We start from the raw sequence: 13,275 nt of genomic DNA, 5'->3' as shown, positions 1-13,275 counted from the left end.
TTATTTCCATCGTACAATTGTTACTCGTGTTCCTTCTCCCACCGCAGACTGAATCTCAAATTCATTGGCAAGTCGCTTGGCGCCGCTCAGCCCCATACCCAACCCACCACCTGTGGTGAACCCATCCTTGAGCGCCAGATCGATATCGGGAATTCCCGGGCCCCGATCTTCAAAGGTCAGCCTGAGTCCTCGTCGTCTCCCTTCCTGAAGCGTTTCTAGCTTTGCTGTGCCGCCTCCCCCATAGTCTAGGGTATTACGCGCTAACTCACTGGCGGCGGTCACAATTTTAGTTTGGTCTACTAAGCCAAAGCCAATCTCCACGGCCAGCTGGCGCACAGCCTGCCGAACTAAGACTACATCACTAGAAGATTGAATTTCCATCGTTTCAGTCTTCTGCATCGTCATCTGCAAGCCATTTGGTGGCAGTGATTTGATTTGTGGTTTTATCGAGTGACGATCGCAACAGTGCCATGCCCTTTTCTACATTTAGGGCAGTGCGAATGCCCGTCAACGACAGCCCCAATTCCACTAGGGTGATTGCTACAGCAGGCTGCATTCCAACGACAACTGTTTCAGCATCCAGCACCCGTGACATTTTAGCAATGTTACTTAAAATCCTGCCAATGAACGAATCAACAATCTCTAATGCAGAAATATCGATCAGCACACCGTGAGCGTGAGTTTCAGTGATGCGGTTAGTCAGGTCATCTTGTAGCGTCATGGCGAGGCGATCGTGCATATCCACTTGGATCGTCACAAGCAGGAGATCGCCCATTTTAAGTATAGGAATGCGTTCCATTGGTTTTTTCCCTCCACTTATTTGGATTGAGAGCGAATACTTGCTCCCATCCGTTTTAACGCCATGAGAAAGGCATCAGCTAGGGTTGCCTTTGTTGTCACATCTGCCAAATCAATGCCAAGATAGACGATCGTTTGGGCAATTTGCGGACGAATGCCACTGATTATACAATCGGCTCCCATGAGACGGGCAGCGGTAACGGTCTTGAGCAGATGTTGAGCGGTGAGGGTATCGACGGTGGGAACCCCAGTAATGTCAATGATGGCAACTTCTGACCCTGTTTCAACAATCTTCTGCAATAACGACTCCATAACTATTTGAGTGCGGGCACTATCCAGGGTGCCGATAATGGGCAATGCCAAAATTCCGTCCCAGAGTTTAACCACTGGGGTAGACAGCTCCATCAACTCTTCCTGCTGTCGCAAAATCACCTCTTCCCGCGCCTTCTGATACGCTTCTACCACCAGCAATCCCAGCCGATCTAGTAAGCTTGTGGCTAGCCAAATCTCATCACCTAACTCAATGGGGTCTTGCAATTGATGGCGCAATTGGTTGAACAGGGGTTGCTTGAAGGAAAAAATAAATGTAGCCGTTTCAGTCGGTGTGAAACCTTGTTGCGATCGCGATCGAGAAATGCTAGTCAGCATCTCCCGCATCTCCTGCCACGCTGATGTCTGAATATTGGTCAAGTTGCCCTGCCCAACGGCGAGCCTAAACAAGCTCAGGAATTCCCGGCACTCCTCCTTTAACTGGGCTTCTTTAATTAAGCCTCTCCGAATATTGACAGTGGCTAACTCCTGAGTCCACTCCGACAGCAAATCTGCCTCGAAGGTTTCTAGGATGTCTGATATTTTACTTTCGCTCATCGTTTCTATAAAGTAAGGGCAACCGCTTTCGTCAAGTACAAAATCAGTGTATGACGATTCAGTCCAAGGTGAAAGCTGAAGTTGGAGAGCGGTTTTTTTTCGGAGGAGCCGGGCGCAGGTGTTATGGTAAAGTGCTGAGTCACCGAAGATTTGATGCCTTCGGCGGGCTGCGCCAACGGGAAAAGCCGCCGCTCAAACTTCTCGCACAGTAACGAGTGCTGAGTTAAAAGTTATTCTCCCCCTGCCTCCCCCACTCCTCTGTGCATCTTAATGTCTACCGTGTACACACAAGTCTTTTAAAGTTTCTGTGTAACGTAGGGTAGGTTAATTTTTGCTCTTCGATGCAACTAAGGTGCAGGGCGATGCATCAAAGGTGCAGGGCGATGCATCAAAGGTGCAGGGCGATGCATCAAAGGTGCAGGGCGATGCAACTAAGGTGCAGGGCGATGCATCAAAGGTGCAGGGCGATGCAACTAAGGTGCAGGTCAAGAGACTTGACTTGTGTGTACACACTAGGCATTTTAATGTTGAGACTGGCGTTTTCAGCTAGGATTCGCTAAACTCACAAAATTAAATTTGCAACGCCAAAATTTTCAATTAGCAACCGCCAGAAGACTAGGGTACGGATGTGGGAAAAAAAATAGAACTTATAGATAGAGTGCGACTAGGTTTAGCTGTGTCAGTGGCAAAAAGCGTCACATTTGTAGTGCGATCGCTGCGTCTGGGTGCTGCTAGTGTATTACCAGGCTCAATTGCTCGTCGCATTGAACCCCGACTTTTACAATTATTGAGTCAGCAAGTTAAAAAGGGAGTGATTTTAATTGCCGGTACTAATGGCAAAACTACAACATCGCTGCTTTTAAAAACGATACTAGAAAACAAAGGTTACACCATTGCTCATAATTCTACAGGTGCAAATCTCGAAAATGGTTTGATGACAGCTTTGTTGGAGGGCACCAATTTGGTAGGTACTTTAGATGTTGATTACGCCATTTTGGAAGTTGATGAAAATATTGTACCGAAAGTCTTAACTCCACTCCAACCACAAATTATCCTTTGTTTAAACTTGTTCCGCGACCAACTTGATAGGTACGGGGAAGTGGACACAATTAGTAAGCGTTGGACAAAAGTTATTTCCACCCTACCACCAGAAACAGTGGTCATTCCTAACGCTGACGATCCAACTTTATCTTACCTTGGTCAGCAGTTACCGCAACGGGTGTTATTCTTTGGCTTGAATGAACCACAACATTATCTAGAAGCAATTCCCCACGCTGTTGATTCTATCTATTGTCCCAGATGTGGACATTCTTTAGATTATAAAGGTGTTTACTTATCGCATTTGGGAGATTTTACTTGTCCTAAGTGTGGTTTTAGTAAAAGTCAACCAACTATTGAAAGCAGTGAATGGCCGCAAATTCTTGTTGGTTTGTATAACAAATATAATACTTTGGCAGCAGTAACAGCAGCTAAAGAGTTAGGAGTTGATGAAGCAACAATTAAAAATACTGTTAACAATTTTCAAGCTGCTTTTGGTCGTGCTGAAGATTTAGTAATTAATGGTAAGAAAGTGCGAATTTTGTTATCCAAAAATCCTGTGGGTACAAACGAAACAATTCGCGTGGTGACTCAAAGCACAGATAAAACTACATTGCTAGTATTAAACGATCGCACCCCCGATGGCACCGATGTATCCTGGATTTGGGACGTAGATACTGAAAAATTAGTTCAACGAGGAGGAACTTTAGTAGTAAGTGGCGATCGCGTTTATGATATGGCACTACGCCTGCGTTACAGCCAAAAATCTCCTGAAAGTACATTAAATTTAATTGTCGAAGAAGATTTGCGACAAGCGATCGCTACTGCCCTAGAGCATACACCAGAGAATGAAACTTTGCACATTCTCCCTACCTATTCAGCCATGCTAGAAGTGCGAGAAGTTCTCACTGGTCGGAAAATTCTTTAAATTGGGGACTGGGGATTGGGGATTGGGGACTGGGGATTAGCGATTGGATAATAGTATTTTTAATCTTATTCCCCAGTCCCTACTCCAAATTCCCCATTCCCCAGTCCCCATTCCCCAGTCCCCAGTCCCCAGCCCCCAGTCCCCATTCCCCAAAATTATGAGTTCCCAAGATTTAGAATTAACAATTGGTTGGCTGTATCCGACGCTGATGAGTACCTATGGCGATCGCGGTAATGTAATTACTATAGAACGTCGCGCTCAGTGGCGGGGATACACTGTTAAAGTATTACCTTTAGATCAAAATGCCACAGCAGATGATATTAAATCTGTAGATGTCATAGTCGGTGGTGGCGCACAAGACCGCCAGCAAGAAATTGTCATGCGTGATTTGCAAGGCGCGAAAGCTGACGCCATGCGTGAAAAAATCGAAAATGGGACACCAGGAGTTTTTACTTGTGGTTCTCCCCAATTGCTGGGACACTATTACGAACCAGGCTTGGGACAACGTATTGAAGGTTTGGGAATACTCGATTTAGTTTCTGTGCATCCTGGTGAAAATACTAAGCGCTGTATTGGAAATTTAGTAATTGAAGTTACAGCTTCACGTCTGGCGCGGGATTTGCAAGAGATGACGGGTAGTACACCGTATTTGGTAGGCTTTGAAAATCACGGTGGACGTACCAAGCTGGGGAAAGTGGAAGCTTTGGGACGAGTGGTGTACGGGTTAGGTAATAATGGTGAAGATGGAACAGAGGGAGCGTTTTATCAAAATGCGATCGCTACCTATTCTCACGGTCCTTTGTTACCTAAAAATCCCTTCGTGGCTGATTGGTTAATTCAAACGGCATTGCGGCTAAAGTATCAACAGGCAATTAGCCTGAAACCATTAGATGATAATCTTGCTGTCCAAGCAAGGGAAGCGATGTTTCAGCGATTGAAGGTTACTTTACCAACTCACGCGACGACGCAAGCTTGAGTTTTCACTATTGCTGAATGTTCTTTACGATTCAGTGTATAGAAAATTTGCCAAATTGGCAGGATGATTTTGGTTGTCTCTGGTAAAGTATTAAAAGTCAATTACTTGTGGGCTATATTTACCGAGATTTACTATACTTTTAAGTACCTTCAGTTAAGTTTGCTTTGCTAAGGGAACTATAAAATTGCTGACGTATTTACTACAACAGCAACAAGCATAATGATCAGTTTTGGTTAATTTCCCTCGTCCCTTGTAAGAGACGAGGTATTTTTTATTGGAGGAAACTGTTTAATTATTGAATGCTTGAAAACACCCCCTAGTAGAACACGGCATAAATAAACCTACCATACCCTGCGCGAAGCCGCTTTGCGTCTACAAAATCGTGCAAAAGCCCGGAATACAATTCTTTTGAATTTTGACTTCCAAGGCAGAGGTACTAGTACAGCACGGCGTAAATAAACCAACCATTTGAAATGTCTCAAACCCTTATGAACAGGTAATTACGAATTACGTTAGCGCAGCGTTAGCGACGCAGGAGCGTCATTACGAATTACGAATTCCGCCTTGCGGTACTAGCCTCTTTTAATTATCGACTTGAATTGATACCGATTACCCCAATGATTATTAAGGTGATGGAAATCAGTTTGGTAAATGTGGCAGATTCACGAAACCAAATCATACCAATCATAGCGACTAGAATAGTTCCTAATCCAGCCCAGACAGAATAAGCCACACTTACTTCAATTCTTTTGAGAGCCAGGGTCAAAAAAGTCAAACAAAGTCCATAGAAAACAAATATTAATACCGAAGGGACTATTTTAGTAAATCCTTCTGATAATTTCATGCAAATTGTGCCTGAAACTTCAAAAATAATTGCTGCAATCAGGTAAATCCAACTTATTGACATATCTGTTGTGAGCAGTTGGTTATAAGTCTTTTATTATCTCTATAAAAATTAAAAAATGCAATCCAATTAGAGCTACAAATCCCCGACTTATTCGACATATCGAGATTCTTGTTTATTCAAGCCTACTGTTGTCGAGTTTACCAAACTCAAACGATTTAAGATTACCGTACCTCTTTAGTAAGTATTTTTCTGGTTCCGTAACCATCATCAATTAGTTGATAATGACCGAATTTACCCTACTTTGATTGCTGAATATTATAAGAATCAAGGAAAGAATTAAATCCTTAATTCGTTAGTCGCAAAATTATTTATCATATATATGAGATATAAATATGACATTAGTACGTTGGAATCCTTAACAATAACTTAACGCGATATAACGTCAATTCAATCGCATATTAGATCAAGAAACATTGCCATCTGATTTTTTTGATAAAGGCTTTTCCAGAGTTCCTAGTGCTGAGTTAAAAAACTGAAGATGCAATTCATCTGAAACTATAACTTCGAGGAATTCAAGCTCAAGATTTTAATTTGCAAGTTACGGAAAAAGCTGTGATTATAAATATGGTATCTTAAACCTGACTCTACCCAAAGCTCAAGAAGAAAAGAATAAAGTCTAGACTTACGCACTGTACAAATTAATCATGGTGTGCATTTCCAAAATAAATTGTTTCACGCTTTTATTAATCATTCTTTGATTGTAAATATAGCGGTTCCCATTCAGATGCGGTACAACATTATATCGCCAGGTGTAGGGGCACGGCAGTGCCGTGCCCCTACGACAGATGTGGTTTTTCAATAATTCATATTTGGTATTTCCTGTCAATGCGTAAGTTCTAAAATCGTCAAAGTTAACTTAACATCGGCTGGATAGTTTTCCGTTTTATTTGTAAAATCCGTTAAACGTAATAAAAAGCGCTCCCTTTTGGAGAGCGCTTTTTTGTCTGATTTGTTGAGCCTATACAGGTTTTTTAGGAAAGGGCAAAATTTTAAATCTTGTAAGCGAGCCAGTGCGTTGCTTTGGTTGCCAAAGTTGTAGTACCTGGTGAACCAATGATGCAAGAAGGTTTCCTTCTGTAGGCGACTGGTGTTAGGGCAGCGTTAGCGACGTTCGCGTAGCGTCTCGCTCCAGAAGGAGCGTCACCCAAAGAGCGTTGTGTTATCGCGTAGGGTAACCCACCACTTGAGATTTTAGGTGCGTTAGGAAGAATGTCCGTAACGCACCCTAAAAACTTGCTCTTTATTAAATCCAGATTTCTTAGTTAAGCGTTTTGGAGCGCTTCTTCTTGATGGGTTTGGATGACGCAATCAGAAAGGGGCTTAGCCACACAGGTAAGCACCCATCCCGCGTCAACTTGGTCGTCGTCTAAGAAATTCTGATCGTCTTGGTCAACTTCGCCTGAAATCAGCTTCCCGGCGCAGGTAGAGCAAGAACCAGCGTTACAGGAGTAGGGCAAGTCGAGGCCGTTTTCCTCGTTAGCAATCTCTAGGATGTAGTCATCTTCATCAACTTCAATTGTTTTTTCACCATCTGGGGTCTTTAATGTGACCTTGTAAGTTGCCATGTAAAAATCCCTAACTAATATAAACTCCATTTTCGATACTACGGGTTTATGTGCTGCGAGTCTAGAGTTAATTGTGGTTGAGTGTTGTAAATTCAAGTAGCAGGTAGTGGAGCTAGTTTACATGTACCAGAAGCTGGACACGAAAATCAGACAGCCAAAAATGTGGCGATCGCTTCTGCAAATCCCTCAAATGAACTATAATCCTCAGACACTATAGAAACGTTGACTCCCAACTTTTGAGCATTGGCTGCTGTATAGGGGCCAAAACAGGCGATCGCACAATCACCGTAATCGCTTGGGGAGTTGACCATTCTCAAAAAGCTTTCTATTTCCGCTGTGCTACTAAAAGCAATTACATTGATGTTTCCTTGACGAATCAGGTTTAATTCAATACTGAACATATTTTTATCTAAACCCTGCGTAACATAAGTAGGTACGCGAGTTACTTCGATGCCCAAATTCTCTAAGTCTGTAATTAAATTGGGTATAACATTAGGTTCCGGCAAACCCACAACCTCCGGAGCAGGTATCAGCACTTTTTTTTCCTGAATCCGCCCAAGTTTGCTTAATTCAGCCACAATTCCCCTTGGGCTAGATTCTCTGGGAATTAAATCCACTTTGCCACTAAAAGATAATAAGCTCTCGGAATCTTTTCCTAATGCACATAATTGACAATTTTTTAGCACCGACACAGGAATATCTAAATCATTCATCCGGTGAAAAAATGCAGTGATTCCATTTCTGCTTGTAAAGATAATCCAATCAAATTCTTTTATGTGGCTCAGAGCGCTGTCTAACTGAGTAGAGTTTAATAAATAACAGGTTTCGATAGTAGGCATCAAAACAGGTAAACCACCTTTTTTGATGATTTGTTCAGACAACCTACAAGCATAATTTCTTGGTGCTGTAACTAAAATTCTCTTGTTATATAGAGGTAATTTGTTAGATGGAGTGAGCAAGTTAATTTCTGTTGATTTGATATGCATTATTCAGTGAGGTAATTTTATTGAAAAAGGGAGTAGGGATGAGGGAGCAGGGGAAGCAGGGGAGGCAGGGGAGGCAGGGGGAGAAATAACCAATGCCCAATGCCCAATGCCCAATGCCCAATGACTAACTCCTAACCATTTTTCTAGGATGAATTCTCCCCATTTTTCCGATGTCATCACTGTGTAGAAAGCGGCACGATGTGAACATCTAAGAACGTTGGCGAGAAAATCTTATGTCTTCATTACTGGCTTTATCTAACAGCTTAGCCGACACCGTAGAACAGGCTGGAAATGCTGTAGTTGCGGTAAATGGGGGTACTCGTGTTTCCCCAAGTGGCATTCACTGGCGTAATGGGATTATTATTACCTCTGATGAGTCGCTCCAGCGCTATGATGACATCACTGTTACTCTATCAAATGGACACACTGCGCCAGTAACATTCCTCGGCCATGACTCTACTACTGATATCGCTGTTTTTCAACTGGAAAATGCAGAAATACCTGTGGCAAAAATTGGTGATGCCAAAACGCTCAAAGTCGGTCATCTGGTACTAGGACTAGGAAGAAGTAGCGGAGGTGATTTGCGGGCGGCCATGGGTGCGGTGAGTGTAGTTAGTGGTGCTTGGCGGAGTATGAGTGGCGGTAATATTGACCAGTTCATTCGCCCAGATATCACCCTTTACTCTGGTTTTGCAGGCGGGCCGCTTGTAGATGCCGCTGGGAATGTTGTAGGTATGAATACATCAGGACGGCGTGGTACGGCTTTGACTATTCCCGCTGCTACAGTCGATCGCGTGGTTAATCAATTAATCACAAAAGGACGCATTTCTAAAGGCTACTTGGGTGTAGGAATGCAACCTGTACGCTTACCAAATAATCTCAAAACAGCTCTGAATTTAACTTCTGCCACCGGGGTAATTGTCGTCAATGTTGAGCCTTCCGGACCCGCTGACAATGCAGGTGTGCTGCTTGGCGATGTTTTGGTGACATTCGATGGCGTAACTGTGAGTGATACAGGTGATGTGCTAGGGCTGCTCAATAATAGCGATCGCATTGGTCAAACCGTGAATGTACAAATTGTACGGGGTGGCGTGTTAATTGAGTTAGCGATCGTAGTTGGCGAACGACCTACTTCGGAAGTTTGAAGTTAAAAAACATGGCAAACACAACATTAACTGATATAGCTACTGAATTGACACAAGTGGCTACTAAGCTACGCAATAGTACTGTCAAAGTACAAAGTGGTTCTTTAGGAGTTGGTTCTGGTGTGATTTGGCGGTCTGACGGACTAATTATCACTAATGCCCATGTAGCGATTAGCGATCGCCCAACTATAAAACTGTCAGATGGACGGGTATTTGATGCAGTGCGCGTAAAGTTTGACCCACAGCATGATTTAGCCGCCCTAAAAATTGTCGCCACAGATTTAACCGCTGCAACCATTGGTAATTCCGAGGCGCTACGAGTGGGTGAATTAGTTTTGGCAGTGGGTAATCCATTTGGTGACAGTGGTGCTGTGACAACTGGAATTATTTATGCAAATAATCCAGGTATGGTTGTAGCGGATTTGCAACTGTATCCTGGTAATTCTGGAGGGCCACTTGCTGACTGTCTCGGTCGAGTTGTGGGCATTAATACCATGATTGCTAACGGTTTAGCTGTAGCAGTCTCCACCAGCACCGTAGACGATTTTTTACAACGAAATAATGAGAATTGGGCATGGGGTATGGGGTAGATGAGGAGGATGAGGAACAGGCAGAGTAGCAGGGGGCAGGGGAGAAGATCCTCCCCTCTGCTCCCTGCTCCCCTGCTTCTTCCCATGCCCAATGCCCACTCCCCACTCCCCAATTTCTACCCCATAACTAAACCAAAATGCATAATTAGTAGGAGGTGGCAACCTCCTCTGTTGGAGAAGTGTCTCATCTTAAAGTAGTAGACGCCATAATTCAGAGCGTCAAACAGATACTAATGTGATGATTAGATGATCAACATGAAATTCCAACTTTACTTAGGCTCTTTATTTTCCCAGATTAAAGTGCGTCATTGGTGGGTAAGTGTCTTCTTATGGATAGCTTTGGTTGCCCCAGCTCAAGCGTCTGTAATCTTGCGCGTAGCAATTGAGAGGGGGGTTAATCAGGTAAAAGTGGGCAGTTCCACAACTGGGATTGTTAAGGATAGCACTGGCCGGACTTTGGGACAGTTGCCGGCGATGAGTGCATTTTATGCTCAAGCGGTTCCTGGGGGAGTGGCTTTAGATAAGTGGCAGTCTGGTTTATTTTGGATTGAGCCGACAGGTAAAGGATTCGTTTATAGAACCCATTTGACATCTTGTGAGGTTTTGAATTAAGGTACTCCTCAGCATCTAAAATCCAATACTAATGGCGTATTCCAGCAACCTCACTGATGCAGAATGGGAAATTTTTGAACCCTTATTGCAAGAGATATTACCGACTAAGAAGCAGACTCGACCGACCAACTGGCCAAAGCGAGATATCTTCAATGGAATTCTCTATCAACTAAAAAATGGATGCAATTGGCAAGACTTACCTAAAGACCTCCCCCCTTATTCCACTGTATATTGGCACTACAAACAGTGGCGAGCAGCCGGGGTATTTGAGGAACTGATGAGTGTCTTACATGGACAAGTGCGTGAACAGGTAAAAAAAAAACCGCACTGGACGACATTGATCATCATTGACTCCCAAGCAGTGAAAAATACCTGCAACGCCAGTGTGGAGTCGAAAGGTTTTTGCTTCTACAAAGCCACCAACGGTATTAAAAGGCATTTGGCTATTGACACCCTTGGGTTTCCCTTTTTTACGCTCTGTACTCGCGCCAATGTCTCGGATGATGCCGGATTAATTGAGATGTTTACTCTCAACATCGACTACTTCAAGTCAAAACCTATCGATATTCCCAAGATTACTATCCTGCTAGATCATGGGTATCACCCAGAATATTTGACTCAGGAGTTAGAGCGAATTTACCCAGAGATCATGACCAAAATTCAGTTTCAACTTTCTACGAAACCCTCAAAACAAGAGAAAGCGGCACAAGGAAAATCTGGATTTGTTCCGGCAATAGCTAGATGGGTGATCGAACGCTCCAATGCTTGGATGGAGCGCTGTAAAATTCTGGTTAAGAACTTTGAACGAACCCTGGTTAGTGCCACTGCCAAACTCAATATCTGCTTCATCAGGCTAATGATTAAGAGGCTTGCAGCACCTTCTTAGATGTCAAATGGGTTCTATATTGGCGATCGCTGGTATCGGGGCAGAACTCTGGTTGTCCCCACAGAAAAAGGTTTAACTGCTGTTAACTGGGTTGATGACCAAGAGTATCTCTACAGCGTTCTTGGTGGCGAAATGGATGCTAGCTGGCCTCAAGAAGCTTTGAAAGCCCAGGCGATCGCAGCCCGCACTTATGCCCTTTACGAACGAGAAAAACAGCGCAATAATCCCGTTTACGATTTAGGCAACACCCCCGATCGCTGGCAAATTTACAAAGGTGTTATTAGTGAATCTCCTGCTACTTACAAAGCAGTTGATGAAACAGCTAACCAGGTACTAACTTACAAAAACAAAATTATTCTCTCAGTTTTCCACGCTTGTTCTGGCGGACACACCGAAAATGTCGAAGATGTTTGGGGAAATACCTTACCGTACCTGCGCGCTGTTCAAGACTACGACCAAAATATCAAACAGTGTAATTGGGTGAAAACCTTTTCGTCCAGTGAAATTAGCGCTAAATTTCCTGAAGTAGGTAGTGTAACGGCGATGATTCCAGAAACATTTTCGCCTTTTAGGAGTGTCAAAGTATTGAAAATTGTCGGCAACAAAGGCACGAAAGTGTTACAGGGCGAACAAGTACGGACAGCGCTCAAACTAAAAAGTACCCGTTTTAGCATCTCCAAGGGAGCAGATGGTAGTTTTGTCCTCCAAGGACTTGGCTTCGGTCATGGTTTAGGCATGAGTCAATGGGGAGCGTACAATTTGGCTCGTCAAGGAGTGAACCACCTACAAATTTTGGGGCATTATTACAAAGGTGTAGCTCTAACACCAATTAAGGCAAAGTAAGTCCACCGTTGTACTTAACCATAATGTAGGGTCGCACAGTTAGCTGACCCTACGGTAATTTGATTTTTACTTTATATAGGAATCCGGTTTGATTTTTGAACAAAATTAACTATTTGTAGTGGCGTGTCAAGCCTAAAATGTTGCAATAAATTTTCTTGTGGGGCGGGCATCTTGCCCGCCAATTAGGACGGGCGAGACGCCCATCCCACAGGAGGAAAGCTAATGCACTACTTTAGTCTTGCCACGCCACTACGTATCTTTTCAAAAATAAAATATTAGTCCTATAAATAACTTGTGTATTAAATATCAAAAGCCCGGTTTTAATGACCAGGCTTTTGAAAAAATGGGGCTATATTCCCCTAAGGTTAGTTATAAAAGTTCAGTATAATTATCGTTGCTCTGATATGTAATACCACTCCAGTATTATTGATTCCGGAAAATTCGGGAAAATTTTTTAGAGTAATTTTGATCTCCAACCCGATGAGCAAAATATAGCAAGCAACTAACAGTTTTAAGAAGGCGCGGTGATCCGGATAAAACTAATATTCATCAAAGAGTCGGACTCTGATTCCTACTGAATTCTGAGTTATCAATTCTGAATTCTTCTTCACAAATGAGCTGATATTGGTAAAATCAATATCATACTCATGTAAGTGAAGCAATGAATTCAAACGTAATTGGTGGAGACCTAGAAGTTTGCTGCACTTCTCCCATAACTGGGTTCTACCGGGACGGCTTTTGTCGTACAGGTGGCCAGGATTTTGGGTCACACGTCATATGTGCCCAAGTAACACAAGAATTCCTTGAATTTACCAAATCGTGCGGCAATGACCTGAGTACACCTGTTCCTGAATATAATTTTCCTGGACTCAAAGAAGGCGATCGCTGGTGCTTGTGTGCTTATCGCTGGCAAGAAGCCCTCGATGCCGGCGTTGCTCCCCCAGTAATCCTTTCAGCAACTCATCCTAGAGCTTTGGAAGTAGTTTCACTAGACGATCTCAAAAAACATGCCGTAACTTCTTCTTGATTGGGGATTGGGGATTGGGGATTGGGGATTGGGGATTGGGGATTGGGCATGGGAAGAGGACAAAGGGGACATGGTAGCAATTTTTCTCCCTTGTCTCCCCCCTCTCC

13 protein-coding genes and 2 pseudogenes are annotated in these 13,275 nt (G+C 43.4%); 9 read left to right on the top strand and 6 right to left on the bottom strand.

The annotated features are described in order from the left end of the window. The 3 genes from IQ276_RS28980 to IQ276_RS28970 are packed head-to-tail and all read right to left on the bottom strand — an operon-like array spanning window position 1 to window position 1,665. Entirely contained in the window at window positions 1-381 is a 381-nt protein-coding gene (locus IQ276_RS28980; RefSeq protein WP_228043205.1) for an anti-sigma regulatory factor, read from the bottom strand. 4 nt (window positions 382-385) lie between these two features. Then, window positions 386-799, bottom strand: coding sequence for an STAS domain-containing protein (locus tag IQ276_RS28975; protein WP_193919043.1), 414 nt, complete (start codon window positions 797-799; stop codon window positions 386-388). 17 nt (window positions 800-816) lie between these two features. Then, window positions 817-1,665 carry an STAS domain-containing protein gene (locus IQ276_RS28970; RefSeq protein WP_193919041.1) on the bottom strand — a complete coding sequence of 283 codons (849 nt, stop codon included), beginning with the start codon at window positions 1,663-1,665 and terminating at the stop codon, window positions 817-819. A gap of 331 nt (window positions 1,666-1,996) precedes the next feature. Between IQ276_RS28970 and IQ276_RS28965 the strand changes: the two genes are divergently transcribed. From IQ276_RS28965 to IQ276_RS28955, 3 genes are all read left to right on the top strand, one after another. Continuing rightward, window positions 1,997-2,215: a hypothetical protein gene (locus IQ276_RS28965; protein WP_235116062.1), complete on the top strand. Its 219-nt coding sequence runs from the start codon at window positions 1,997-1,999 to the stop codon at window positions 2,213-2,215. Window positions 2,216-2,293: 78 nt separating this feature from the next. Further along, the gene (locus IQ276_RS28960) at window positions 2,294-3,631 is read left to right on the top strand and encodes a Mur ligase family protein (RefSeq protein ID WP_193919037.1); all 1,338 of its coding nucleotides are present in this window, start codon (window positions 2,294-2,296) and stop codon (window positions 3,629-3,631) included. 157 nt (window positions 3,632-3,788) lie between these two features. Further along, window positions 3,789-4,607 (top strand): type 1 glutamine amidotransferase, encoded by an 819-nt coding sequence (locus IQ276_RS28955; protein ID WP_235116061.1) that lies wholly within the window; start codon window positions 3,789-3,791, stop codon window positions 4,605-4,607. A gap of 586 nt (window positions 4,608-5,193) precedes the next feature. Here IQ276_RS28955 and IQ276_RS28950 read toward each other — a convergent pair. The 3 genes from IQ276_RS28950 to IQ276_RS28935 form a co-directional block, all read right to left on the bottom strand. Beyond that, on the bottom strand, window positions 5,194-5,514 hold the full coding sequence (locus tag IQ276_RS28950) for a DMT family transporter (RefSeq protein WP_193924235.1): 321 nt from the start codon (window positions 5,512-5,514) through the stop codon (window positions 5,194-5,196). Window positions 5,515-6,776: 1,262 nt separating this feature from the next. Then, window positions 6,777-7,079, bottom strand: a complete 303-nt coding sequence (locus tag IQ276_RS28940) for a 2Fe-2S iron-sulfur cluster-binding protein (RefSeq protein WP_193924233.1) — start codon at window positions 7,077-7,079, stop codon at window positions 6,777-6,779. A 146-nt stretch (window positions 7,080-7,225) separates the two neighbouring features. Next, the gene (locus IQ276_RS28935) at window positions 7,226-8,065 is read right to left on the bottom strand and encodes a uroporphyrinogen-III synthase (RefSeq protein ID WP_235116060.1); all 840 of its coding nucleotides are present in this window, start codon (window positions 8,063-8,065) and stop codon (window positions 7,226-7,228) included. Window positions 8,066-8,298: 233 nt separating this feature from the next. Between IQ276_RS28935 and IQ276_RS28930 the strand changes: the two genes are divergently transcribed. From IQ276_RS28930 to IQ276_RS28905, 6 genes and pseudogenes are all read left to right on the top strand, one after another. Next, window positions 8,299-9,210, top strand: coding sequence for a S1C family serine protease (locus tag IQ276_RS28930; protein WP_193925398.1), 912 nt, complete (start codon window positions 8,299-8,301; stop codon window positions 9,208-9,210). A gap of 11 nt (window positions 9,211-9,221) precedes the next feature. Beyond that, the gene (locus tag IQ276_RS28925; RefSeq protein ID WP_193925406.1) at window positions 9,222-9,800 is read left to right on the top strand and encodes a S1C family serine protease; all 579 of its coding nucleotides are present in this window, start codon (window positions 9,222-9,224) and stop codon (window positions 9,798-9,800) included. 246 nt (window positions 9,801-10,046) lie between these two features. Then, window positions 10,047-10,376: pseudogene (locus IQ276_RS28920) on the top strand (SpoIID/LytB domain-containing protein); the annotation flags it as partial. Between the two features lie 67 nt (window positions 10,377-10,443). Next, window positions 10,444-11,298, top strand: coding sequence for an IS5 family transposase (locus IQ276_RS28915; RefSeq protein WP_235115308.1), 855 nt, complete (start codon window positions 10,444-10,446; stop codon window positions 11,296-11,298). Window positions 11,299-11,313: 15 nt separating this feature from the next. After that, a pseudogene (locus tag IQ276_RS28910) lies at window positions 11,314-12,141 on the top strand (SpoIID/LytB domain-containing protein); the annotation flags it as partial. A 661-nt stretch (window positions 12,142-12,802) separates the two neighbouring features. Next, complete coding sequence (locus IQ276_RS28905) at window positions 12,803-13,168, top strand: DUF2237 family protein (protein ID WP_193925583.1); 366 nt, start codon at window positions 12,803-12,805, stop codon at window positions 13,166-13,168. Window positions 13,169-13,275: the final 107 nt, after the last annotated feature.

The sequence above is a fragment of the Desmonostoc muscorum LEGE 12446 genome, from assembly GCF_015207005.2.
GTDB lineage: Bacteria > Cyanobacteriota > Cyanobacteriia > Cyanobacteriales > Nostocaceae > Nostoc > Nostoc muscorum.
This window is presented reverse-complemented; position numbering and strand designations above follow the sequence as displayed.

Coding starts and splice junctions, on each gene's coding strand:
- IQ276_RS28980 (WP_228043205.1), bottom strand. CDS start 381: ATGGAAATTCAATCTTCTAGTGATGTAGTCTTAGTTCGGCAGGCTGTG.
- IQ276_RS28975 (WP_193919043.1), bottom strand. CDS start 799: ATGGAACGCATTCCTATACTTAAAATGGGCGATCTCCTGCTTGTGACG.
- IQ276_RS28970 (WP_193919041.1), bottom strand. CDS start 1,665: ATGAGCGAAAGTAAAATATCAGACATCCTAGAAACCTTCGAGGCAGAT.
- IQ276_RS28955 (WP_235116061.1), top strand. CDS start 3,789: ATGAGTTCCCAAGATTTAGAATTAACAATTGGTTGGCTGTATCCGACG.
- IQ276_RS28950 (WP_193924235.1), bottom strand. CDS start 5,514: ATGTCAATAAGTTGGATTTACCTGATTGCAGCAATTATTTTTGAAGTT.
- IQ276_RS28940 (WP_193924233.1), bottom strand. CDS start 7,079: ATGGCAACTTACAAGGTCACATTAAAGACCCCAGATGGTGAAAAAACA.
- IQ276_RS28935 (WP_235116060.1), bottom strand. CDS start 8,065: ATGCATATCAAATCAACAGAAATTAACTTGCTCACTCCATCTAACAAA.
- IQ276_RS28930 (WP_193925398.1), top strand. CDS start 8,299: ATGTCTTCATTACTGGCTTTATCTAACAGCTTAGCCGACACCGTAGAA.
- IQ276_RS28925 (WP_193925406.1), top strand. CDS start 9,222: ATGGCAAACACAACATTAACTGATATAGCTACTGAATTGACACAAGTG.
- IQ276_RS28915 (WP_235115308.1), top strand. CDS start 10,444: ATGGCGTATTCCAGCAACCTCACTGATGCAGAATGGGAAATTTTTGAA.
- IQ276_RS28905 (WP_193925583.1), top strand. CDS start 12,803: ATGAATTCAAACGTAATTGGTGGAGACCTAGAAGTTTGCTGCACTTCT.